The sequence below is a fragment of the Marichromatium sp. AB31 genome (genome assembly GCF_003718685.1).
Taxonomy (GTDB): Bacteria; Pseudomonadota; Gammaproteobacteria; order Chromatiales; family Chromatiaceae; genus Marichromatium; species Marichromatium gracile.
Map to the genome: position 1 here is coordinate 106,209 of NZ_RHFI01000004.1, position 21,812 is coordinate 128,020.

At 68.1% G+C, this 21,812-nt stretch carries 21 protein-coding genes; 10 read left to right on the plus strand and 11 right to left on the minus strand.

Going from position 1 to position 21,812, the window contains the following annotated elements; genetic code table 11:
• Positions 1–322 precede the first annotated feature (322 nt).
• A complete protein-coding gene (locus tag EBL84_RS05160) occupies positions 323–565 on the plus strand; it encodes a hypothetical protein (RefSeq protein ID WP_123139837.1) in 243 nt (80 codons plus the stop codon).
• Between the two features lie 72 nt (positions 566–637).
• Here EBL84_RS05160 and EBL84_RS05165 read toward each other — a convergent pair whose 3' ends face one another.
• Positions 638–982 carry a TusE/DsrC/DsvC family sulfur relay protein gene (locus EBL84_RS05165; protein WP_165913537.1) on the minus strand — a complete coding sequence of 115 codons (345 nt, stop codon included), beginning with the start codon at positions 980–982 and terminating at the stop codon, positions 638–640.
• A 290-nt stretch (positions 983–1,272) separates the two neighbouring features.
• On the opposite strand from EBL84_RS05165, the gene EBL84_RS05170 reads away from it, so the two are divergent.
• The 5 genes from EBL84_RS05170 to EBL84_RS05190 all read left to right on the plus strand — a co-directional run bounded on the left by EBL84_RS05170 (position 1,273) and on the right by EBL84_RS05190 (position 8,015).
• Positions 1,273–2,808: an alkaline phosphatase gene (locus EBL84_RS05170; RefSeq protein WP_123139839.1), complete on the plus strand. Its 1,536-nt coding sequence runs from the start codon at positions 1,273–1,275 to the stop codon at positions 2,806–2,808.
• Between the two features lie 53 nt (positions 2,809–2,861).
• The gene (locus EBL84_RS05175; protein ID WP_123139840.1) at positions 2,862–3,971 is read left to right on the plus strand and encodes a YibE/F family protein; all 1,110 of its coding nucleotides are present in this window, start codon (positions 2,862–2,864) and stop codon (positions 3,969–3,971) included.
• A gap of 200 nt (positions 3,972–4,171) precedes the next feature.
• Positions 4,172–5,761, plus strand: a complete 1,590-nt coding sequence (locus EBL84_RS05180; protein WP_190287891.1) for a sensor domain-containing diguanylate cyclase — start codon at positions 4,172–4,174, stop codon at positions 5,759–5,761.
• A gap of 27 nt (positions 5,762–5,788) precedes the next feature.
• Complete coding sequence (locus EBL84_RS05185; RefSeq protein WP_123139842.1) at positions 5,789–6,418, plus strand: protein phosphatase CheZ; 630 nt, start codon at positions 5,789–5,791, stop codon at positions 6,416–6,418.
• A gap of 232 nt (positions 6,419–6,650) precedes the next feature.
• Positions 6,651–8,015 (plus strand): NAD-dependent succinate-semialdehyde dehydrogenase, encoded by a 1,365-nt coding sequence (locus tag EBL84_RS05190; protein ID WP_123139843.1) that lies wholly within the window; start codon positions 6,651–6,653, stop codon positions 8,013–8,015.
• Between the two features lie 12 nt (positions 8,016–8,027).
• On the opposite strand, the gene EBL84_RS05195 is transcribed toward EBL84_RS05190, so the two are convergent.
• From EBL84_RS05195 to EBL84_RS05205, 3 genes are all read right to left on the minus strand, one after another.
• Positions 8,028–8,345 (minus strand): cupin domain-containing protein, encoded by a 318-nt coding sequence (locus tag EBL84_RS05195; protein WP_123139844.1) that lies wholly within the window; start codon positions 8,343–8,345, stop codon positions 8,028–8,030.
• Positions 8,346–8,465: 120 nt separating this feature from the next.
• Positions 8,466–8,999, minus strand: coding sequence for a GNAT family N-acetyltransferase (locus EBL84_RS05200; RefSeq protein WP_223806957.1), 534 nt, complete (start codon positions 8,997–8,999; stop codon positions 8,466–8,468).
• 17 nt (positions 9,000–9,016) lie between these two features.
• A complete protein-coding gene (locus EBL84_RS05205) occupies positions 9,017–9,715 on the minus strand; it encodes a hypothetical protein (RefSeq protein ID WP_123139846.1) in 699 nt (232 codons plus the stop codon).
• Positions 9,716–9,885: 170 nt separating this feature from the next.
• Here EBL84_RS05205 and EBL84_RS05210 point away from each other — a divergent pair, with 170 nt between their 5' ends.
• Positions 9,886–11,367: an oligosaccharide flippase family protein gene (locus tag EBL84_RS05210; protein WP_123139847.1), complete on the plus strand. Its 1,482-nt coding sequence runs from the start codon at positions 9,886–9,888 to the stop codon at positions 11,365–11,367.
• A 31-nt stretch (positions 11,368–11,398) separates the two neighbouring features.
• On the opposite strand, the gene EBL84_RS05215 is transcribed toward EBL84_RS05210, so the two are convergent.
• Positions 11,399–12,028 carry a DUF2076 domain-containing protein gene (locus EBL84_RS05215; protein WP_123139848.1) on the minus strand — a complete coding sequence of 210 codons (630 nt, stop codon included), beginning with the start codon at positions 12,026–12,028 and terminating at the stop codon, positions 11,399–11,401.
• Between the two features lie 155 nt (positions 12,029–12,183).
• On the opposite strand from EBL84_RS05215, the gene nhaR reads away from it, so the two are divergent.
• A complete protein-coding gene (nhaR, locus tag EBL84_RS05220) occupies positions 12,184–13,122 on the plus strand; it encodes a transcriptional activator NhaR (protein WP_123139849.1) in 939 nt (312 codons plus the stop codon).
• A 285-nt stretch (positions 13,123–13,407) separates the two neighbouring features.
• Complete coding sequence (locus tag EBL84_RS05225; protein ID WP_123139850.1) at positions 13,408–13,836, plus strand: FUN14 domain-containing protein; 429 nt, start codon at positions 13,408–13,410, stop codon at positions 13,834–13,836.
• Between the two features lie 44 nt (positions 13,837–13,880).
• Here EBL84_RS05225 and EBL84_RS05230 read toward each other — a convergent pair whose 3' ends face one another.
• The 6 genes from EBL84_RS05230 to EBL84_RS05255 all read right to left on the minus strand — a co-directional run bounded on the left by EBL84_RS05230 (position 13,881) and on the right by EBL84_RS05255 (position 21,104).
• Positions 13,881–14,927, minus strand: a complete 1,047-nt coding sequence (locus EBL84_RS05230; protein WP_123139851.1) for a cyclopropane-fatty-acyl-phospholipid synthase family protein — start codon at positions 14,925–14,927, stop codon at positions 13,881–13,883.
• An 81-nt stretch (positions 14,928–15,008) separates the two neighbouring features.
• A complete protein-coding gene (locus tag EBL84_RS05235) occupies positions 15,009–15,593 on the minus strand; it encodes an L-threonylcarbamoyladenylate synthase (RefSeq protein WP_123139852.1) in 585 nt (194 codons plus the stop codon).
• On the minus strand, positions 15,590–17,893 hold the full coding sequence (gene topA, locus EBL84_RS05240; protein ID WP_123139853.1) for a type I DNA topoisomerase: 2,304 nt from the start codon (positions 17,891–17,893) through the stop codon (positions 15,590–15,592). Before topA ends, EBL84_RS05235 begins: the two co-directional genes overlap by 4 nt.
• 265 nt (positions 17,894–18,158) lie before the next feature.
• Positions 18,159–18,647 (minus strand): DUF494 domain-containing protein, encoded by a 489-nt coding sequence (locus tag EBL84_RS05245; RefSeq protein ID WP_062273949.1) that lies wholly within the window; start codon positions 18,645–18,647, stop codon positions 18,159–18,161.
• Between the two features lie 94 nt (positions 18,648–18,741).
• The gene (gene dprA, locus EBL84_RS05250) at positions 18,742–19,881 is read right to left on the minus strand and encodes a DNA-processing protein DprA (protein WP_123139854.1); all 1,140 of its coding nucleotides are present in this window, start codon (positions 19,879–19,881) and stop codon (positions 18,742–18,744) included.
• A gap of 11 nt (positions 19,882–19,892) precedes the next feature.
• Positions 19,893–21,104 (minus strand): LysM peptidoglycan-binding domain-containing protein, encoded by a 1,212-nt coding sequence (locus EBL84_RS05255; protein WP_123139855.1) that lies wholly within the window; start codon positions 21,102–21,104, stop codon positions 19,893–19,895.
• A 121-nt stretch (positions 21,105–21,225) separates the two neighbouring features.
• On the opposite strand from EBL84_RS05255, the gene def reads away from it, so the two are divergent.
• A complete protein-coding gene (gene def / locus EBL84_RS05260; protein WP_123139856.1) occupies positions 21,226–21,762 on the plus strand; it encodes a peptide deformylase in 537 nt (178 codons plus the stop codon).
• Positions 21,763–21,812 lie beyond the last annotated feature (50 nt).

The window sequence follows — 21,812 nt, forward strand, 5'->3', positions numbered from 1 at the left end:
CCCCCTGAGCAGTCATTTTCGGTCATCGTGCATCTCCGTGGTCTGATTGCGCAGCGGATCGCACATGCGGAACAGCCCATCGAGCGATCCGATCGGTCGCCTACAGCAATTCCGTCCCTGGACCTGAAGCAAGAGTACAGGGCGGCGGGACCACTCCAACGACCGCTCATCATGTTGCAGCGCAAAAAAACGTCCCTATCTAGTTCGACGGGCGGGCCGAAATGACCCGCAGCCTATCTTCAAGGCCCCCATGTACCGACATCCTGGCGCTATCCTCAAGCGCCCGACACCGTCTCACCGAGACAGCACAGGAGGTGTAGAGATGACCATCCCATCGCCCCGTATCGCGTTCGCGCTCACCATCGGCCTGCTCGGCGCGCCGATCCTCGCCGGCTGTGAACAGGAGGGACCGGCCGAGGAGGCCGGACGCAAGATCGACCAACAGGCCGAACAGATCGGTCAGCAGCTGGAGCAGGCTCGCGACGCCGTCACCGAGGCACTCGAGGGTGCCGGGGACCGGGTCGAGCAGGCGACCGACCAGCTCGAGGACAACGGCGAGCGCTGACACCCCGGGGCCCGGCCTGCCGGGCCCTGCCCCCCCCGGCACCCGCCACGGCAGCGCTACGGGACGAAGGCGTCAGCGTAACTGGCGTACCGCCCCACCGCCGGGCACCAAGGGCGCACGGCGAGGCGAGTCCGCGGCCGGCAGTCCGGCGATCCGCCAGGCTGTCCGCATATCCCCGAACAGACGCTCGGCACAATCCGCCGGGAGTCCCAGCGCGCGACACGGATCGGCGCGCGCATGCCCCTCCAAATAGTCACCTCGCAGCCGATCGATCAGGTCCCAGTGCGTCTCGGTCAACTCGCCGAGACGTAGCTCGGCGGCGATCGCCAGCGCCAGGTCGCGACTCCACAGCTCGGGGTCCTCGAGAAATCCCTGCTCGTCGAATAGGTCCTGATGGCACGGGGTCGAATCGTCCATCGCAACCTCCAGCATCGGTGGTCGGATTGGGGGTGCGCAGTCAGGCTGCGCCCCTGCCCTACACAAGGTAGACGGCGATCGCGTAAACGGTAGTCCGCGCAGGGCCATCGGCCACCGGCGCGCACCACAGATGACGCTCGACGTCACAGCGCTGTCCACGAATCGTCATCCCCGTCTGGTGAAATCGCGCGCTTGAGGGGAAACCCCACGCCGACAAGGTCGATACCGAACCCAAGGAAGCCGGTGAGCGGAGACACCCCGCCACCGCCATATCGCGAGGATCCGTAGCAATGATCGACAGCAAGCCACGCACCCTGGCCCGCGCCCTGCTCCTGGGGCTGTGCGCACTGGGCGCTGCCGGCGCGAGCGCCGCGCCCAAATACGTCTTCTATTTCATCGGCGACGGCATGGCCAGCCCGCAGATCCATGCCACCGAGGCCTATCTCGGCGCCCTGCAGCAGGACGACGCCGAGCCCGGCGGGACCAAGTCGGTGGCGCTGCACATGAGCCAGTTCCCGGTCCAGGGGATGCAGACGAGCTATGCCAACGACCGCCTGATCACCGGCTCGGCGGCCGCCGGCACCGCGCTCGCCTGCGGACTCAAGACCAACATCGGGGTCATCGCCATGGACCCGAGCGCCACTCAGCCCTACACCACGCTCGCCGAGCTGGCCAAGCGCAAGGGGATGAAGGTCGGCATCATCAGCAGCGTCTCGCTCGATCACGCCACTCCGGCGGTGTTCTATGCCCACGAGTCGAGCCGCAACAACTACGAGCAGATCGACCAGGCGCTGCTGGCGAGCGACTTCGACTACTTCGCCGGCGGCGGCCTGCGAGTCAACAAGTGGCAGAGCGAGCAGTACGCCGACCTGAGCAACGCCCAGCGCTACACCCTGGTGCGCGAGTGGGCGCGCGCCCGCGGCTTCCAGTACGCCGACGACCGCGCCACCTTCGACGCCCTCGCCCCGGGGCTGCGCACCATCGCCATCAACCCCTATCTCGACGGCTCCAACGCCATCCCCTATGCGCTCAATCGCAAGGCCGGCGACTACCCCGGCGGGCCCTACGAGGGCTCGATCAGCCTCGCCGAGTTCACCGCCAAGGGCATCGCCGTACTCGACGGCCCGCAGGGCTTCTTCATGATGATCGAGGGCGGCAAGATCGACTGGGCCGCGCACGCCAACGACGCCCGCGCCGCGATCGAGGAGACCATCGCCTTCGACGACGCCATCCGGGTCGCCGCCGACTTCGGCGCCCGCCACCCCGACGAGACCCTGATCGTGGTCACCGGCGATCACGAGTGCGGCGGCATGACGCTCGGCTTCGCCGGCACCGCCTATGACACCTACTTCGAGGTGCTCGCCGCTCAGCAGCTCGCCTACGACGACTTCGACGACCGGGTGTTCGAGGCCTATCTCGCCCAGTTCGACACCGCCCCGCCCAACATCGACGCAACCCTCTGGGGGCTGGTCTCGACCTACTTCGGACTCGACGGCGCCGGACTCACCGAGACCCTCGAGGATGATCTCAGCGACTACGAGCTCGGACTCCTCGAGGCCGCCTACGACAAGACCGCACACAACCACAGCGACAACGCCGCCGAGGCCGACACCCTGCTCTACGGCGGCTACAACCCGTTCTCGGTGACCCTCACCCACCTGCTCAACCGCCGCGCCGGGATCGCCTGGACCTCCTATTCGCACACCGCGGTGCCGGTGCCGGTGCTGGCCACCGGCGCCGAGGCCTGGCGCTTCGGCGGCTATTACGACAACACCGAGGTGGCGCGGCGTATCGCCGCGGCCATGCGGGTCGAGCTCGATCAGTGAGCCCGACGGGCGTCCCCCTGGCGGGGGCGCCCGCCACCGGTCGCGCAGCAACGATGAAAAAAGACCTCCTCACCGTGTCACTCTTCGCCCTGCTCTGTCTGCTGCTGTGGCTGGCGCCCACCGGCTTCGAGCACAGCCGTCCCGAGGGCAGTCTGCTCGCCAAGGCGCGGGTGATCGCCAGCGACGACGCCGATCTGCGCCAGCACGGCGTGGTACGCACCGGCACCCAGACGCTCACCGTCGAACTGCTCGACGGCGCGCAGCGCGGACAGCGCGCGCGCGTCACCAACGCGCTCACCGGCAAGCTCGAGTTCGACGAGTTCTACCGCCCCGGCGAGCGCTTGCTGGTCGAGTACCGTCTACGCGACGGCGAGATCGGCCTGGCCTATGCGCGCGGTCACTACCGTCTCGACCACCAACTGTTGCTGCTCGGGCTGTTCTGCGGTTTTCTCGTGCTGGTCGCCGGCTGGACCGGGGTCAAGGCGCTGCTCTCCTTCGTCTTCGCCGCACTGGCGCTGTGGAAGGTGCTGATCCCGCTGTTGCTGCGCGGGGCCGACCCCGTGCTGGTCGCCCTCGCGGTGGTCGCCGGGCTCACCGCCGCGGTCAGCCTGCTGATCGGCGGACTCAACCGCCGCGGCCTCACCGCCTGTCTCGGCGCGCTCGGCGGCCTGCTGCTCGCCTATGCGCTGGCGCGCATCTTCGCCACCGGCTTCGCTCTCCACGGCGTGGTGCGCCCCTTCACCGAGAACCTGCTCTATGCCGGGTTCGCCGGTCTCGACCTCACCGCGATCTTCCTCGCCGGGATCATCCTCGCCTGCTCGGGCGCGGTGATGGACCTGGCGATGGACATCGCCGCCGCGCTCGACGAGCTGCGCGCCAAGCGCCCCGATCTCGACGCGCGCGCGCTCTTCGTCTCCGGCATGGCGGTCGGCCGTTCGGTGGTCGGGACCATGACCACCACCCTGCTGCTGGCCTACTCCGGCGGCTACACCACCATGCTGATGGTGTTCATGAGCCAGGGGCTGGCGCTCTCCCAGGTGCTCAACATCCACTTCGTCGCCGCCGAGGTGCTCAACGTCATCGTCGGCAGCTTTGCCCTGGTCGCGGTCGCCCCCCTGACCGCACTCGCCGGCGCCCTGATCTATCGCCGCCCAGCACGCTGAAACGACCGATCGCGCGGCTGACGCGGCATCCATCATGTATTGCGGGTATCCTGCAGTGTCGGTGCACTCCTCCATGGAGTTGCACCCGCATTCGTCTGGTCTACACAGACATCGATCAGTCTCGACCCCTGTTATCCGCAATGCCATCACACGCCCAACCGGATCGCGATCATCTCGATACAGACAGCCCCGACGCGTCGTTGCTGACAGCGGTCGGCGTGCCGGTGCTGGTGCTCGACGACAGCCACCGCATCCACACCGCCAACCCGGCGGCAACGGCGCTGTTCGGTCGCGATCCCGTCGGTGAACACTGCTTCGCGCTGCTCGCCGGCGAGACGGCTGCGTGCGCCAACTGTCCGTCCACGCACGCGCACCCCACCTCGGCGCTGGCGCGCAACATTCGCGACGCGGAAGGTCGCGAGCACTACTTGAAGGAGTCACTGACCCACGGCCCGGACGGCCTGGTGCTCACCCTGGTCGACATCAGCCGCGAGATCGAGGCGCTCAGACGCGCCGATCTCGGTCGCAAGGAGGCCCAGGCCAAGCGCATCATCCTCGAGCGCCAGCACCGCGAGGCGCTGCTCGAGCAGCGCGGACTCAGCCAGCTCATCGATGATCTCCCCGATGCCCTGGTAGCCATCTCCTCGGACCACCGCATCCTGCGGCGCAATGCCGCCGCCCGTCAGTGGTTCGCCACGGGCGAGACGGCGGAGAGCTGCCACGGGCTGCTCGGCCATGACGCACCCTGTCCGGACTGCCCGGCCCACGGCGGCTTCCCCCTCGGCTCCACGTGCAAGACCAAGCACCGGCTCGGCGGTCGCTACTACACCGAGCAGCTGATCGACACCGGCGACGGCAACGGCCTGCTGCTGTTTCGCGACACCACCCGCGAGATCCGGCTGATCGAGGAGATCCGGGCACAGCGCGCCACCATCACCCGCAACAACGACATCCTCTCCGGACTGTTACGCCTGGAGTCACTGATGCGCCACGCCGCCACTCCCGTGGATGTCGCCGACGAGCTCCTGGCGCTGTTCATGTCGGCCTGCGGCAGCGAGGCCGTCGCGCTGCGCCTCGACGACGGCCCGAGCGACCCGATCCGCCGTGGCGACCCGCCAGCCGAGCCGAGCCCCGACCAGTCCCGGCTGGAGATCGTCGGCGGCGACGGCAGACGGGTCGGCGAGGTCTGGTGGCGACCGGGCACCATCGAGGGCGGCGATGAGCTCGCCAGCCTCTTCTTCGAACCCTTCGGCGCCTATCTGCACAACCGGCGGCTGATGCGCCAGCTCGAGGAAAAGGCCAGCACCGATGCACTCACCGGCGTATACAATCGGGATTATCTGCATGCCGCGCTGGAGACGGCGCGGCATGATCATGCAACCAGGGCCATACCACATGCCCTAGTACTGGCCGACGTCAACCGACTCAAGCAGGCCAACGACCGCTACGGACACGAGGCCGGTGATCGGCTGATACTGGCCGTCTCCGAGCGGATCACCCAGGCGGTACGCGACTGCGACCTCGTCGCCCGGACCGGCGGCGACGAATTCGTGATTCTGCTCCCCGGATCCACCGAGACCGAGGCCGAGGCCCTGGTCGACCATCTCCAGCGGAACGTGTTCTCCGGGGCCAGCATCGAGGTTGCCCCGCACGAGCATTTCCCGGTCAGCCTCAGCCTCGGTGCCTGCGGGACCGATCGCACCCCGCCGGAGTCGCTGCTCAAGACCGCCGACGCACGCATGTATGCCGCCAAGGCGGCCTTCTACAAAGATCACAAATACAACAGATAGCTGCGATCGTATCGTCGCGAGGGACCCATGGCAGAGCCGCAGAACATCGACAAGAACATCGCCTCACTGGTCAAGGCCACAGAATCCATCCTCAACGGCGAATACGAGCGTCTCGACATCGATATCGACGCCGAGGGCATGCTCTCGGTGCTGGCGCAGAAGATCAACGCGCTGGTGGTCAACATGAAGAGCGCCGAGACCCCGCTGACCAACGCCGGCGAACAGGCGCCAAACGCCGTCAGTCACGCGCGCAACGTGATCGAACTGATGTCGCAGTCCACCGGCCAGGTACTCGACAACGCCGACCGGCTCTCCCAGGAGATCGAGAGCCTCGAGGGGCAGCTGCGGGGCGATACCGCCTCGGCCCCCGAGCACGAGCAGCGTCTCAGCCAGATCAAGCACCACCTGTTCGACATCGTCGCCTCGCAGTCCTACCAGGACGTCGCCCGACAGCGCATGGAACAACTGGTCGAAGACCTCGACCAGATCCGCGACTGGCTCGTTGAGGTGCTGGTGATCCTCAACATCCAGCAAAACAGCTCGATCGAGAACGTCGAGCAGAAGGCCCAGCTGCTGCGCGAGGTCAACGGGTCGAGCACCCCGGAGGCACTCAAGCAGGATCTGGTCGACGACCTGCTCTCCGAGTTCGGTTTCTAGGCCCCGTTCCTGCATCGAGCGAGCCCCGCCGACACGATCGATCAGGCGCTGCGAGGCACGGCCGCCCCCGGTCCCACTGATGCGTGCGGGCGCGCGAGGCCGGCTTGATCCATCCTGGCCCCGCACCGACACTCACGGCGATGCGTCTCGACGACGCCAGCGAGTGGCGTACATCGGGGGCCGCCCCGCTCGGCGATGCGCCACCAGCCCCCCCCAGCCGCAGGAGCCATCGATGCCACTGAGATCAATCGACCCCGCAACCGGCGCCCTCCACGCCACCCTGGAGCCGGCCACCGCCGCGATGCTCGAGCAGGCGCTCGCCAGCGCGAGCCGCGCTGCCGGCCCGTGGGGCACCCAGCCACTCGCCACACGCGTGACACTGCTGCGCGCCCTGGCCGAAGGGTTGCGCGCCGAGCGCGCCCGGCTCGCCCGACTGATCACCGACGAGATGGGCAAGCTCATCGCCGAGGCCGAGGCCGAGATCGACAAATGCGCACTGGTCTGCGACTACTACGCCGAGCACGCCGCGACCCAGCTCGCCGACATCCCGCTCGCGTCCGACGCCAGCCGCAGCCTGCTCGCCCACCAGCCGCTCGGCGTGGTACTGGCGGTGATGCCCTGGAACTTCCCCTTCTGGCAGGTCTTTCGCTGCGCTGCCCCGGCGCTGGCCGCGGGCAACGTGGTGCTGCTCAAGCACGCATCCAACGTGCCGCGCTGCGCGCTGGCGATCGCCGACCTGTTCGCCGCCGTCGATGCCCCCGAGGGCGTGTTCCAGACCCTGCTGATCGATGCCGAGACCGCCGAGCAGGTGGTCGCCGACCCACGGGTGCGCGCCGTCAGCCTCACCGGCAGCGAGCGCGCCGGACGCCGGGTGGCGGGGATCGCCGGGGCCAACCTCAAGAAGAGCCTGCTCGAGCTCGGCGGCGCCGATGCCTGCGTGATCCTCGAGGATGCCGACCTCGAGCGCGCCGCCGAGATCGGTGCCCGCTCGCGCTTCATCAACGCCGGACAGAGCTGTATCGCTGCCAAGCGCTTCATCGTCGTCGAGGCGGTGGCCGATGACTTCGTCGCGCGGCTCCAGTCCCAGGTCGAGGCGCTGGTGCCGGGGGACCCCCGCGACCCCGACACCACGCTTGCGCCACTGGCCCGCAAGGACCTGCGCGAGACCCTGCACCAGCAGGTCGAGCAGAGTCGCGCCGCCGGCGCCGAGCTGCGCTGCGGCGGACAACCGTTACCGGGAGCGGGGTGGTTCTATGCGCCGACCCTGCTCGACCGGGTCGGACCGGGGATGCCCGCTTACGAGGACGAGCTGTTCGGACCGGTGGCGACGGTGATCCGGGTGGCCGACGAGACCGAGGCGCTGCGTGTGGCCAACGATACCCGCTTCGGGCTCGGCGGCAGCGTGTGGAGCACCGACATCGCGCGCGCCGAGCGCTTTGCGCGTGCCATGGCCTGCGGCGCGGTCTTCGTCAACGGACTGGTGAAGAGCGATCCGCGCCTGCCCTTCGGCGGGATCAAGGACTCGGGCTATGGTCGTGAACTCGGCGCGCCCGGCATCGCCGAGTTCCTCAATCTCAAGACCCTGTGGATCGGTTGAGCCCGGGGTCGGCTAGGCCGCCCGCATGCGCTCGGCGGCCAGGCTGACCACCGGCTCATCGCCCATCACCTCGGCCTGGTAGAAGGTGTGCCTGGGGATGACCACCAGGTCGCCGGGGCCGAGCACCAGGCTGCGCTCGCCGATCCCGACCCGCATCCGACCGCAGATGACGCCATCGATATGATCGATGCCGTGGTCATGGTCGGGGAGGAAGGTTCCGGGGGGATAGATGTCGAGTCGGGTCTGGAAACCGCGAGCCTCGAGCTTGCGTCGCATGCTCGCCTCGGTGAGCGCGCCGTCGCGCCGGGCATGCCAGTGTTCGATCTGCATGATGTGCCCTCCTGTGCCAGGATGACGGGGCGGTGACAGCAGCCCCTACCGTCACCTTAGCCGAGCCATCCTCCTTTGCAAGACGGCCCATCCGGCGGACCTTCACCCCCGTCGCACGCTTCAGTCGGGATCGCCCCCCGAGGTCTCGGTCAACGACAGCCGCATCGCGCAACGACGCTCCGGCGCCAGACCGTGCTCGGCCTCTTGACGCAGCACCGCGCACAGCCGCGACCCGAGCTGGTCCTCCTCCAGGACCCGGAACCCCAGGGTGGCGTAGAAGGGGGCGTTCCAACCGAGATCGCGGAAGGTGGTCAGGGTGAGCGCGTGGTAGTGACGCGAACGCGCCCAGGCGATCGCCGTCCGCACCAACCCCCGACCACCGCCGCGACGCTGCTGCGCCAGCCGGACCGCCAGCTGGCTGAGATGCAGGGTTCGCCCCACCGGCTCGGCACAGAGAAAGCCCCAGGGAGCGGGGTCGGCGCCATCTCCGACCACCCAGGAGGTCCCTGCCCGGACCGCCTCCAGGTGCGCTGCGACCGGCAAGACCCGATCATCGGCGATCCAGGCCAGCTCGGGGACGGTCCTGAACAACGCACCGGCAGAGCGCTCGATCCCGGGCAGCACCTCGACCTCATCGCGCCGCGTCGGTCTCACCCAGAGGTCCCCCATCCTCAATGACGTGCCCGCTGGCGCAGTCGGGCCTGACGGGCACGGATGGTGGCGCGGCGGGTCGCGCGCCACAGACCACGCACCCCGAGCGCAAAACAGGCCGCGCCGAACAGGGTCAGGGACTGCTCGGTCCAGTGCAGCGACACCGGCTTGGGTTCGGTGATGGCCAGCGAGGGCAGGATCAGCACCACCGCCAGATCGACCGCGAGCAGCAGCCCCACCCCCCAGCGTCGCAGCCGCAACGCCGCCGTCAGCAGCAGAGCGCTCAACGCCAGCTTAGCGATCGAGGCCAGCGTCAGCAGCGGCAGGAACCAGCCACGTGCGATCCCCAGCAGCTCGACCCGCGCCGCGGCGACGGCGGCAACCAGCGCCAGCACCCCCAGGACCAGCCGCCAGGGATGTCGCAATGGCGGTCGCACCGTCGACCACAGCGCCACCGCCAGCAACGCGAACCCCGGCCCCAACAAGGGAAAGAGCGCCGCAGCCAGCCAAGGGATGTCCATCCCCAGGGTCACCACCAGCAGTTTCCAGCTCGCCTTGACCACCCCCGCGGCAAAGACCAGCACGGCACCGAGCCGGACCATGGCCAGCTGCGTGTCGTCGCGATCGCGGACATAGCCGGTCAGCCACCACAGGGCCAGACCGGTGACGGCCACGGGCAGCAGGTTGTAGAGCGCAAGGGCGAGAGAGAAATCGTACATCCAGGTATCCACCGCTTGAAATCATGGTTATTGCACCATGATCCGGCCTCGATCGCACCGTTCAGGATTCACGAAAACCAACAGGGATCCAGACAGCAGCCCCTGACATCACGGACCGACGACAGGGTTTAGAATATGCGCCCTGCCCGCACAAGCCGAGAGCATCGATCTTGAACCCACTGAAACGACTCGCCTCGCAGACCGCCATCTACGGCGTCAGCAGCGTCCTCGGGCGCTTTCTCAACTATCTGCTGGTGCCATTGCTGACCTACAGCTTCGCGCCCCAGTCCTACGGCGTGGTCGCTGAATTCTACGCCTACATGGGCTTTCTCGCGGTGGTGCTCACCTTCGGGCTGGAGACCGGCTACTTCCGCTTCCGCAACGGCGACACCTGGGCACCCGAACGGGTCTATGGCACCGTGGTACAGACCCTGCTCGTCGGCAACCTGCTGTTTCTGCTCGGCGCGCTGTTGGTGAGTGAGCCACTGGCGGCGCTGCTGCGCCATCCCGAACACCCCGAGTACATCTGGTGGTGCGCGGCCATCCTCGCCACCGACGCGCTCGGCGCCGCGGCCTTCGCGCGACTGCGCGCCGAGGAGCGTGCGGCGCGCTTCGCCGCGATCAAGCTGCTCGAGATCGGCGCCAATATCGGGCTGACGGTGTTCTTCATCGGTCTCTGTCGCCCCGCCTTCGAGCAGGACCCCAACTCGTTCCTGGGGGCGCTGTGGGACCCGGCGATCGGCATCGGCTACGTCTTCATCGCCAACCTCATCGCCAGCCTGCTCAAGCTCGGGTTACTCGTACCACAGCTGCGCGACGGGCTCGGTGGATTCCAGGGGGACCTGTTCCGCCGCCTGATCCGCTACTCGGCGCCGATGGTGGTGATCGGGCTGGCGGGGATCGTCAACGAGATGCTCGACCGTGCCGCGCTCAAGTACTTGCTGCCCTATGACGACGCCACCAACCTCGCCCAGCTCGGCATCTACAGCGCCTGCTACAAGCTCTCGATCCTGATGGCGCTGTTCATCCAGGCCTTTCGCTATGCCGGCGAACCCTTCTTCTTCGCCTACGCCCGCGAGCGCGACGCCCGCGCAGTCTACGCCCTGGTGCTCAACTGGTTCGTGATCTGCTGCGTCTTCATCTTCCTGATGGTATCGCTGTTCCTGGAGCTGTTCGGCTATTTCGTCGGTCCAGAATACCGCGCCGGACTCGGTGTGGTCCCGGTGCTGCTGATCGCCGGTATGCTGCTCGGGGTCTATGTCAATCTCTCGATCTGGTACAAGCTCACCGATCGCACCCTGCTCGGCGCCGGGGTATCGCTGATCGGCGCCGCGATCACGGTGGTGCTGCTGTGGTGGTGGGTGCCGATTCACGGCTATGTCGGCGCGGCCTGGGCGCACCTGGTGTGTTACGCGAGCATGGTGGCGCTGTCCTATCTGCTCGGACGGCGTTACTACCCGGTGCCCTACGAGGTCGGGCGGGTACTCGGCTATCTCGCCTTCGGCATCGGGCTCTATCTGCTCGGCGAATGGCTGACCGAGACGCGGGGCTGGTCGTCGGTGGCGGTGGGCGCAGCCATCTTGGCGGGATTCATCGCGGTGGTGGCGGCGACCGATGGCCGCCGCCTGCTGCGCCGGACGGCACGGGCCTGAAGGCCCGGCAACCCGTCCGGCTGAGGCGGGATCAGAACTCCTCTTCGCCGCCGAAGTCGTCGAAGAAGGCGCCCTCGTCCTCGGGCATCGCCTCCATCGGGTCCTGCATCATCTCCGGCTCCATCGGCACCTCCGGCTCGGCGGGGATATCGGCGGCCTCGGCGTCGTCGGCGAACATGCCGGCGATGGCGTTACCGAGCAGCACGCCACCGGCCACGCCCATCGCGGTCTGCGCCGCGCCGGCGAGGAAGCCGCCGCCACCGGCCTGGCCCTGCTGGAAGGGGGCCGCGCCCTGGCCCTGCGGCTGCGCGCCACGCCCGGCGCCCCAGCCACCACCGCTCGACTGACGCGGCTGACGGGCAGGCGCCTGCTGCTGTTGCTGCGCGCCGCCGCCGAACAGGCCGCCGAGGAAACCACCGCCGCTCTGCTGCGGACGCTCGGCGAGCTGCTTCTCGAGCTCCTCGACGCGCCCCTGCAGGTTCTGCAGGGCATGCTCCTGCACCAGCACCGCCTGGGCCATCAGATAGGGAGCCGCCGGCTGACGGGCGATCATGTCCTGAATCAGCTTCTCCGCCTCGGGGTCACGCTGGCCGGACTGGGTCTCGGCCTGCTGCAGGCGCTGAAACAGACCCTCGATCGCGGATTGGTCCTGTGCATTCATCTTGCGGATTACCTCGTGATGTTCATTCGGTGGTCACGCACCGTCGCACGACGGTGTCTTCCACTGCCAGTGACAACAGAGTGTAAGACAAGGTTTCGATCAATATAATTCGAATCTTTTCTAGATCAGAGTTCGAAAAAACCGAACTGAAGGCGATGCGCGGCAGCAATTACAAGCACCTCTATTACTTCTGGATGGTCGCCAAGGAGGGTGGCGTGGTCCGCGCCGCCGAGGCGCTGCACCTCACCCCGCAGACCATCAGCGGCCAGCTGCGGGTGCTCGAGGAGCAGCTCGGCACCCGACTGTTCGACCGGCGCGGACGCGGGCTGACGCTGACCGAGACCGGGCGGCTGGCGTTCAACTTCGCCGACGAGATCTTCCGTCTCGGCGCGGAGATGGAGGAGGCGCTGCAGGGGCGGACCAGCGGCCGACCGCTGCAGTTCACCGTCGGGGTGGTCGACGTGGTGCCGAAGATGGTCGCCTACCGGCTGCTGGAGCCGGCGCTGCACCTGGCCGAGCCGGTGCGTATCCACTGTCGCGAGGGCAAGCTCGAGGCCCTGCTCGCCGATATCGCGGTGCACAAGCTCGACATGGTGCTCGCCGACACCCCGCTGGCCGGAGCGCTCAATGTCCGCGCCTTCAACCATCCGCTTGGCGAGTGCGGCATCACCTTCTTCGCCGCCCCGGCGCTCGCCGCGCGCTATCGCGCGGGCTTCCCGCAGTCACTGCACCAGGCGCCGATGCTGGTCCCGGCGCTCAACACCGCGCTGCGCGGCGCGCTGATGCAGTGGCTCGACCAGCTCGACATCCGCCCGCGGATCGTCGGCGAGTTCGAGGACCGAGCGCTGATGCAGGCCTTCGGCCAGGCCGGGGTCGGGGTCTTCGTCTCGCCCAGCGTGATCGCCGAGGAGACCCGGCGCCAGCACGGAGTCGAGACGATCGGCGCGACCGAGGCGGTGCGCGAGCGCTACTACGCGATCTCCGCCGAGCGCCGCCTGCGCCACCCCGCCGTCGTCGCCGTCAGCCAGGCCGCACGACTGGAACTCTTCCAGGCGGAGACCGAGGGCGGCGGAGGCCAGCCGCCAAAAGGTTGAACCGCAAAGGTCGAACCGCAAAGTCACAAAGGACGCCAAGGGGGAGGAAAGTCTTCAGCTCCGAGTGAGAGCAAAGCACAGCGTACCCACCGGAGGTGAGCGGCGAGGTTCGTCGGTAGGCGTCGACGTCGATGTCGCCGCCAACCCGGCACACGACCGTTCTTTCCTTCGCGATCTTTGCGGCTTTGCGGTTCGACGCTCTCCTGCGCTCATCCGACTGGCGACTGACCAGCGTTCCCCGGATAATGCCCCGGTTTCCGCTGACCGTATTGACCGAGACCCCGCATGTCCGACCCGATCCGTTCGTCCCGCACTGGTCACCTGCGCGCGCTGCCCTTGCTGCCACTGCTCTGGGGGGCCGGAGGCGCCCGAGCGCAGTCCCCCGCGACGCTCAGCGCCGAGGCCGGCGAGCTGTTCGACCAGGGCTTCTTTCTCACCCTGGGCTTCTCCTTCATGGTCGGGCTGGCGCTCGGTTTCGCGCTCAAGTTCGCCTTCAAGGTGGCACTGGTGGTGGGCGGGGTGATCCTGATCGCCCTGGTCGGGCTGCAATCGATCGGCGTGGTGGAGATCAACTGGGCCGGGCTCGAGGGGCACTATGACACCTGGAGCGCCTGGACCAGCGCACATGCCCAGGCGCTCTTCGATCTGGTCGCGGCCAACCTCTCCGGCACCGCCGCCTTCCTCGCCGGACTCGCCGCCGGGCTCAAGCTCTGAAGCAGCGCTCTCCCGCCCTCGCCCGAGCGTGACGATTCAGGGGCTCACGCCGGGCGCTCGAACAGATAGTGCCCGACGTACCACTCCTGACCATCGCGGAAGGCGAACAGCTCGGCACAGGCCATGAAGAACAGCCGCCAACGCCGCCACCACAGCGGCGCGTCCGCCACCCCGTAGGTCTGCTCGAGCAGCGGCCAGACCTGCTCGCGCGCGCCATCCATGCGCGCCAGCCAGGCCTCCAGGGTGTGGGCATAGTGCAGCCCGTTCCAGCGCCAGCGATCGATCAGGCGCAGCCGGTCCTGAAAGGACAGCGGCAGGTCGTCGCTCGGCATCAGCCCGCCGGCGAAGAAGTAATGGCTCATCCAGTCGCTCGGACCGTCGTCCTCGAAGAAGTAAGGGTGGTGGCGGTGACAGAAGATGTGCATCAGCATCCGCCCGCCCGGGTGCAACCAGTCGTGGATGCGTCCGAGCAGGCGACGATGGTTGCGCATGTGCTCGAACATTTCCAGCGAGACCACGCGGTCATAGCGCCCGTCGGGTTGGAAGTCGTTCATGTCGGCGGTGATCACCTCGAGCCCGTCGAGCCCGAGCCGATCGCGCTCGGCCTCGATGAAGCGGCGCTGCGCGTGTGAGTTGGAGACGGCGGTAATGCGACAGCCCGGCAGGTGCTCGGCCAGATAGAGGCTGAAGGCACCCCAACCACAGCCGAGCTCGAGCACGCGCTGACCGTCACGGATGCCGGCGCGCTCCAGGGTCGTGGCGAGCGACGCCTCCTCGGCCCGCTCGAGCCGGTCGACGCCCTCCGGCCAGTAGCAGCAGCTGTACTTGCGCCGTGGTCCGAGCACGGTGGCAAAGAAGGCCGCCGGCAGCTCGTAATGCTGCTCGTTGGCGCGTTGCGGCACCTCGGCGACGGCCGAGTCATCCATCCGCGCGATCAGCGCCTGCTGTTGCGCCAGGGCCGCTTCGCAGTCGTCCTGCGGCAGGCTCGCCAGGCGCTGACGCAGCAGCGCGCGAATACCACCGCGCGTCACCCCGTCCGGCACCAGCCCCTGCTCGACCCAACGAATCGCCGTCGCTGTGGCATTGAACATCCACGCCTCCCCACCCGGATTTTTCCGACCATTTCGGTGAGATATCGGCGTGAGCGCCGAACAACAAGCCCCGGCGCCCGATCAGCCGCGCAGGATACGACCGCTGGCGGCGTCGCGAATGGTCGATGGGCGGTCGGCGCCGCAGCAGGCGCCATAGAGGAGGTAGTCGGGAGCGTCGCCGGCGAGCGCCAGACGCAACGCCCGCGCGGTTGTGGCCGGCGGACGGTCGGCACGGTTGGCGCTGGTCGAGACGATGGCACCGCCATAGGCACGGCACAGCGCCGCGGCCAGCGGATGGGCAGTGACCCGCACCGCCAGGGTGGAGAAGCGACCGGTGAGCCAGTCGGGGGTGCTCGGGCGCGCCGGCAGCAACCAGGTGTTGGGTCCGGGCCAGCTCGCCCAGACCTCGGCCATGCGCGCGGTATCGAGCGACTCGACCTCGACATAGGGGGCGAGCTGGGCGTAGTCGGCGGCGATCAGGATCAGTCCCTTGGCCGGATCGCGCTGCTTGATCTCGAGGATGCGTGAGACCGCGACGGCATCGCGCGGATCGCAGCCGAGCCCGTAGACGGCCTCGGTGGGATAGCCCACCACCGCGCCGGCGCGCAGCCAGGCGGCGGCGAGTCGCACCCGATGACGCTGGGCGGGGCCGAGCACCGTGCTCACCCGCCCTCGTCCTCGCCGCCGGGCTGCTCGACCGGGGCACGATAGCCGCACTCCTTCTGCGGACAGACCTTGGAGGCGCCCTTGGTCTTGGTCACCTTGAGGGTGAGCACCGGCCAGCCACAGCGCGGACAGGGCTCATCGAGCGGCTGGTCCCAGACCGCATAGTCGCACTTGGGATAGGTCGAGCAGGAGTAGAAGATCTTGCCACGGCGCGACTTCTTCTTCTGCAGGGTGCCCTTGCCGCACTTGGGACAGGGCACGCCGGTGTCCTCGGGTTTCTCCAGCGGCTCGATATGACGGCACTTGGGGTAGGCGCTGCAGCCGATGAACTTGCCATAGCGCCCGCGCTTGATCTCCAGCGGTGAGCCGCACTCGGGACAGCTGCGCCCCTCGACCACTTCGGGGGCCTCGGCCTCGCCCTGATCGGGGTTGAGGTCGCGGGTATAGTCGCAGTCGGGATAGTTGGTGCAGCCGATGAAGCGACCGTTGCGACCGAGCCGGATCGAGAGCTGACCGCCGCACTTGGGGCAGACCTCGTCGATACGCTCCTGGGTGACGTCGCTGCGCTTGACGTTGGCCTGGGTGTGGTCGACCTGCTCCTTGAAGGGCTGCCAGAAGCGCTCGAGCAGCGGGATCCAGTCGACCTCGCCGCGCGAGATGGCATCGAGGTCGTCCTCGAGCCGGGCGGTGAAGTCGTAGTCGACATAGGAGGTGAAGTACTCGGTGAGGAAGCGGTTGACCACCCGACCGACGTCGGTCGGCAGGAAGCGCTTCTTGTCGAGCACCACGTACTCGCGATCCTGCAGCGTGGAGATGATGGTGGCATAGGTCGAGGGGCGACCGATGCCGAACTCCTCCAGCGCCTTGACCAGCGAGGCCTCGGTGTAGCGCGGCGGCGGCTCGGTGAAATGCTGTTCAGGGCGGATCCCGAGCAGGGTCACGTGATCGCCCTCGTTCATCTCCGGGAGCATCCGCTCCTCGTCGTCGTCCCCGCCCTTGGCATCGTCGCGCCCCTCGAGATAGACCCGCATGAAGCCCGGCTCGGCGACCATCGAGCCGGTGGCGCGGAACAGGTTGCCATCACCGGCGCTGAGATCGACCGCCACCTGGTTGATCAGCGCATGGGCCATCTGGCAGGCCAGGGTGCGTTTCCAGATCAGCTCATAGAGGCGCTGCTGCTCCTGGTTGAGATAGGGCTTGAGCGAGGCCGGGTCGCGCAGCACCGAGGTCGGGCGCACCGCCTCGTGGGCCTCCTGGGCGTTCTTCGACTTGGTCTTGAAGAAGCGCGGCTGCGGCGGCAGGTGATCGGCGCCGTAGCGATCGGCGACGCACTGGCGGATCTCCTCGAGCGCCTCCTGAGCGAGGTTGACCGAGTCGGTGCGCATGTAGGTGATCAGACCGACGGCGCCGGCGCCGACATCGACACCCTCGTAAAGCTGCTGAGCCACGCGCATGGTGCGCTGGGCGGTGAAGCCGAGCTTGCGCGCGGCCTCCTGCTGCAACGTCGAGGTGGTGAAGGGCGGGGCCGGATGACGCTTGCGCTGCTTGCGCTTGACCGACTCGACCACCAGGGTGCCGGCGGCGGCCTGCTCGAGCTGCTGGCGTACCGTCTCGGCACGCTCGCCGTCGGTGATCGAGAACTGTTCGAGCTTGACCCCATCGAGCTGGATCAGCTTGGCGACGAAACGCTTGGCGTCCCTGTCGAGATCGGCCTCGATGCTCCAGTACTCCTGGCGCTCGAAGCGCTCGATCTCGGACTCGCGCTCGCAGATCAGCCGCAGCGCCGGGCTCTGCACCCGCCCCGCCGAGAGACCACGACGGATCTTCTTCCACAGCAAGGGGGACAGATTGAAGCCGACCAGATAGTCGAGCGCACGCCGTGCCTGCTGCGCGTTGACCATGTCGAGCGAGAGTTCGCGCGGATTGGCCACCGCCTCCTGCACCGCGCGCTTGGTGATCTCGTTGAACACCACGCGGTGCACCGCCCGCTCGCCGAGCTGGCGGCGCCCCTTGAGCAGCTCGAAGAGATGCCAGGAGATCGCCTCGCCCTCGCGATCGGGGTCGGTGGCCAGATACAGCGCATCGGCCCCCTTGAGCTTCTTGGCGATGGTCTGGACGTGTTTCTCGTTGCGCTCGATCACCTGGTACTTCATCGCGAAGCCATGCTCGGGATCGACCGCCCCCTCCTTGGGCACCAGATCGCGGACATGGCCGTAGGAGGCGACCACGTCGAAGTCCGGGCCGAGGTATTTCTTGATGGTCTTTGCCTTCGCAGGTGATTCGACGATAACGAGATTCATCTGTGGTCTTGGTCGGCCATGTGGGTGTGACTGAAGCCTGCCGGGATACAGGTCATCGGGTCAAGGTGGTGGAGGTGACACCGCCACTGCCGCGCAGGAGCACGACGGGACGGCGCAGACGGACACGGGCGGCGCGGAGAGCCTCCGACGCAGGGGCCAGGTCCGGCGCGGAATGCGGGCAGTTTAGCGGTGCGCTCGGAGTCCCCACAAGGGGGCCAGAGCGCACGCGGCGATCGGCACCGGGTCCGATCCGGTGCGCTGATCCTCAGTGTAGGTAGGCCTGCCCCCCATCGTAGACCATCTCCTCCATCTGACTGAAGGCGTCCTCCTGACCGGGTCGGTTCAGCAACACCAGCAGCACCACCCACTTGACCTCATCGGCCGTCACCTGCGGCAGATGGGTCGCCAAGAGACGGTCGATCACCAGCTCCCGGCCGAGCGGGTCGAGGATCCCGTTCTGCTCCAGCGCCAGCAGGAAGCCGCGCGCCTCGGCACTGAGCTTGACACACTCCTGCTCGGCATAGACACGGAGCGAACCGGCCGCGTGGCCCAGGTCCTGCGGAGCATACTGCGGGGCCTCGACCTCGTCGGCCAACTCGTCGAGCCAGCGCAGCGCCTGCTCGATCTCGTCGCTGTTGAAGCCTGCCTCGGAAAGTTCATCCTCGAGCACGTGCGAGTCGATGGGGGCGCGCTCCCCACCGTCCATATAATTCTCGTAGAGATAGATCAGAACATCGACCATGTTTTCGAACATCAGCCAACCTCGTGGGCGGCGCCAGCCGGGCGACTGGCGGGAAGCGGCGCCTGGATGCGCCCTGGGGGTCGTCACTGGCCTCGCGACGCGTCGCTTATACGGACGGCGGCGCGTCACCGCGCTCGGCGACGCCGCGACGACAATAGCGACCACCCGGCAGCGATGATACATGAGCGTCCAGTTCCAGGACCAACAAGGTCGAGAGGATCTGCTGTGCCGGCAATCCGGTGCGGGCGCTCAGCTCGTCCGGGGCGACCGGATCCTCACCCATCGCCTCGAGCACCCGCGTGGCGGTGTCATCCAGCCCGTTCGGGGTGGCCGGTCCCGGCTGCGCCCCGGCGGGCACCGGATCGATCAGCGCACGCAGCTGGGGCGCGAGTTCGACGAGCACCTCCTGGGCCTCCTCGACCAGCCGCGCGCCATCGCGGATCAGCGCGTGACAGCCGCGCGCCAGCGGGTTGCGCACCGAGCCCGGCACCGCGAACACCTCGCGCCCCTGCTCGAGGGCGAGTCGCGCGGTGATCAGCGAACCGCTCTTGAGCGCCGCTTCGGTGACCAGCACGCCCAGCGACAGACCGCTGATCAGACGATTGCGCCTGGGGAAGTTGCGCGCCAGCGGCTCGACCCCGGGCGGGAACTCGCTGACCAGGGCGCCGTTGGCGGCGATGCGGTGGGCCAGCTCGCGATGCGCGGCCGGATAGACCCGGTCCGGCCCGGTGCCGAGCACCGCGATGGTGCGCCCGCGCTCGAGCGCACCGAGATGGGCGGCGGCATCGACCCCGCTGGCCAGCCCGCTGGTCACCACCAACCCGTAACCGGCCAGCTCGCGCGCGAAGGCATGGGTGAGTTCGGCGCCGCCCGGGGTCGGGTTGCGGCTGCCGACGACGGCGACCTGGGGTTCGGCGAGCAGTGTCGGATCGCCGCGTACGTAGAGCAGCGGCGGGGCGTCGTCGAGCTGGGCGAGACGCCGCGGATAGCGCGGATCGTTGCGGGTGAGCACCCAGGCCCCCGGCTGCTCGACCCAGTGCAGCACCCGCTCGATCGGCTCGCGCGCCGGACTGGCGAGTGCCGCGACCGTCTCCGGGCGCAGCCCGGCGGCGGTGAGCTGGCGCGCGGGCTGGGCGAGGATCGCCTCCGCATCGCCGTAGCGCTCGAGCAACTGGGCGGCAGTCCGCGGACCGATCCCGGGGGCATTGACCAGGGCCAGCCAGGGCTCGAGCGCCTCGTGCCTCAACGCCACCTCGCTCAGGCCGGCGGCGGGGCGACCCGGTCGCCGACCGCCATGGCGCGGTAGGCCTCGAGCACCAGCGCAAAGCTAACCCGATCGAAGACGCGGAACACCATCAACACGCCCGCCCGTTCATAGGGTCGGAGATAGGTGTCGCGGTCACGACGCATGTCGGCGTGCAGCGGCATGCCGTCCTCTCCGGGCGGATCGGCGCGCCACCCCTCGAAGGAGAAGTCACCGAACCAGAAATCGCTGTCGAGCGGGGAGTCGTCGCGCCAGTTCCAGTCGAAGCCGCCCCGACGCACCTGATCCGGCGCCGTCTCGCCGCCGATGAAGACCTCGAACACATGGCCTGCCTCGATACCGTCACGCTCCCCCTTGTTCAGGATCACGACATCGAACTGACCGATCTGCGACACCCCCTTGAGCACCGAGAGGATGCGCCCACGGACCCCGGCGGGGCCTGGCTCGGGATAGAAGTTCTCGAGCGAGCGCTCCTGCTCGGCCGGGATCACCCGGTCGCCGATCGCGACCTCCCGCTCGGCGCGGGCGATACGCAGCTTGGCCGGGTCGCCCGGGCGCTCGAGCGCGGCGGTGGCGACGAACTCGACCTCGTAGCCGAGCAGCTCATTGGAGTCGGGGTCGCGCAGCGCCTTGCCCGGGCGCACCACCTGGTAGCGCGAGGAGTCGGTCTGGGCGAGCCGGCGCACATAGATCGAGTCGAAGGTGCCGACGACGAGGTGCTCGTCGGGGAAGCCGACCACGTAGGGCGCGCGCTCGACCTGATCGGAGTCGGCCACCAGCGGCTGGGTGAGGAAGGGGGCGATCGAGGCGATCGGGATCACCGGCACGGCATCCTCGAGCGAGGTCACGCGGGCCTGGGGCGAGCGCTTGACCACGCGCATCCCGTCCTGATAGCCGAGGGTCCGGTCACCGCCCCCGCGGGTCAGCTGCAACTGCGCCGCGCCGTTGACCTCGACGAGTTCGAGCAGGTCGCCGGGGTAGATCAGATCGGGGTTGGTGATCCCGGGGTTGGCGCGCCACAGCGCATGCCAGCGCCAGGGGTCGCGGAGGAAGCGCCCGGCGATGTCCCACAGGGTGTCGCCCGAGCGCACCACGTAGCGGGCGGGGGCATCGGGGGCAAGCGTCACCTCGGCGCGTGTCGGCGCGGGGACAAGGAGCACGAGCAACAGCGGTGCCAGCACACGAAGCGAGCGGGGAGCGCGCATGGACCCTCCGTGACGGTCGAAACGGGATTCACCCGCCCCCAATACGGGGTATAGTATTGATTCCGATAGTAGCGCAGTCCAGGCGCCCTCTTCCACTCGCGGACCTGACACTCAACGAACCATGGCCATGCTCGAAATCCTCACCTTCCCCGATCCCCGGCTGCGCAAGGCAGCAAAACCGGTCGACCAGGTCGACGATGCCGTGCGTCGGCTGATCGACGACATGCTCGAGACCATGTACGCCGCTCCGGGAATCGGACTCGCCGCCACCCAGGTCAATGTTCACAAGCGCATCGTGGTGATCGACATCTCCGAGGATCATGACCAGCCGCTGTGTCTGATCAACCCGGAGATCCTCGAGCGCGAGGGTGAGGAGCAGATGGAGGAAGGCTGCCTGTCGGTGCCCGGGTTCTACGAACCGGTCATCCGTGCAGAGCGGGTCCGGATCAAGGCGCTCGACCGCGACGGCAAACCCTTCACCCTCGCGGCCGAGGGCCTGCTGGCGGTGTGCATCCAGCACGAACTCGACCATCTCGACGGCAAGCTGTTCGTCGATCATATCTCCACGCTCAAGCGCCAGCGCATCCGCCGCAAGCTCGAGAAGGTCAGCAAGCGCCACCACGGTGCCGCCGAGACGGCGCACCGGACCGCGATCTGATGCCGACGTCCCCAGCCGTCGCCTCGACATCAACCCAGACCCAGACCGAT

What these genes read in the sequence shown, in the direction of transcription:
- EBL84_RS05160 (WP_123139837.1), top strand. Translation starts at nt 323, where the DNA reads ATGACCATCCCATCGCCCCGTATCGCGTTCGCGCTCACCATCGGCCTG.
- EBL84_RS05165 (WP_165913537.1), bottom strand. Translation starts at nt 982, where the DNA reads ATGGACGATTCGACCCCGTGCCATCAGGACCTATTCGACGAGCAGGGA.
- EBL84_RS05170 (WP_123139839.1), top strand. Translation starts at nt 1,273, where the DNA reads ATGATCGACAGCAAGCCACGCACCCTGGCCCGCGCCCTGCTCCTGGGG.
- EBL84_RS05175 (WP_123139840.1), top strand. Translation starts at nt 2,862, where the DNA reads ATGAAAAAAGACCTCCTCACCGTGTCACTCTTCGCCCTGCTCTGTCTG.
- EBL84_RS05185 (WP_123139842.1), top strand. Translation starts at nt 5,789, where the DNA reads ATGGCAGAGCCGCAGAACATCGACAAGAACATCGCCTCACTGGTCAAG.
- EBL84_RS05190 (WP_123139843.1), top strand. Translation starts at nt 6,651, where the DNA reads ATGCCACTGAGATCAATCGACCCCGCAACCGGCGCCCTCCACGCCACC.
- EBL84_RS05195 (WP_123139844.1), bottom strand. Translation starts at nt 8,345, where the DNA reads ATGCAGATCGAACACTGGCATGCCCGGCGCGACGGCGCGCTCACCGAG.
- EBL84_RS05205 (WP_123139846.1), bottom strand. Translation starts at nt 9,715, where the DNA reads ATGTACGATTTCTCTCTCGCCCTTGCGCTCTACAACCTGCTGCCCGTG.
- EBL84_RS05215 (WP_123139848.1), bottom strand. Translation starts at nt 12,028, where the DNA reads ATGAATGCACAGGACCAATCCGCGATCGAGGGTCTGTTTCAGCGCCTG.
- nhaR (WP_123139849.1), top strand. Translation starts at nt 12,184, where the DNA reads ATGCGCGGCAGCAATTACAAGCACCTCTATTACTTCTGGATGGTCGCC.
- EBL84_RS05225 (WP_123139850.1), top strand. Translation starts at nt 13,408, where the DNA reads ATGTCCGACCCGATCCGTTCGTCCCGCACTGGTCACCTGCGCGCGCTG.
- EBL84_RS05230 (WP_123139851.1), bottom strand. Translation starts at nt 14,927, where the DNA reads ATGTTCAATGCCACAGCGACGGCGATTCGTTGGGTCGAGCAGGGGCTG.
- topA (WP_123139853.1), bottom strand. Translation starts at nt 17,893, where the DNA reads ATGAATCTCGTTATCGTCGAATCACCTGCGAAGGCAAAGACCATCAAG.
- EBL84_RS05245 (WP_062273949.1), bottom strand. Translation starts at nt 18,647, where the DNA reads ATGTTCGAAAACATGGTCGATGTTCTGATCTATCTCTACGAGAATTAT.
- EBL84_RS05255 (WP_123139855.1), bottom strand. Translation starts at nt 21,104, where the DNA reads ATGCGCGCTCCCCGCTCGCTTCGTGTGCTGGCACCGCTGTTGCTCGTG.
- def (WP_123139856.1), top strand. Translation starts at nt 21,226, where the DNA reads ATGGCCATGCTCGAAATCCTCACCTTCCCCGATCCCCGGCTGCGCAAG.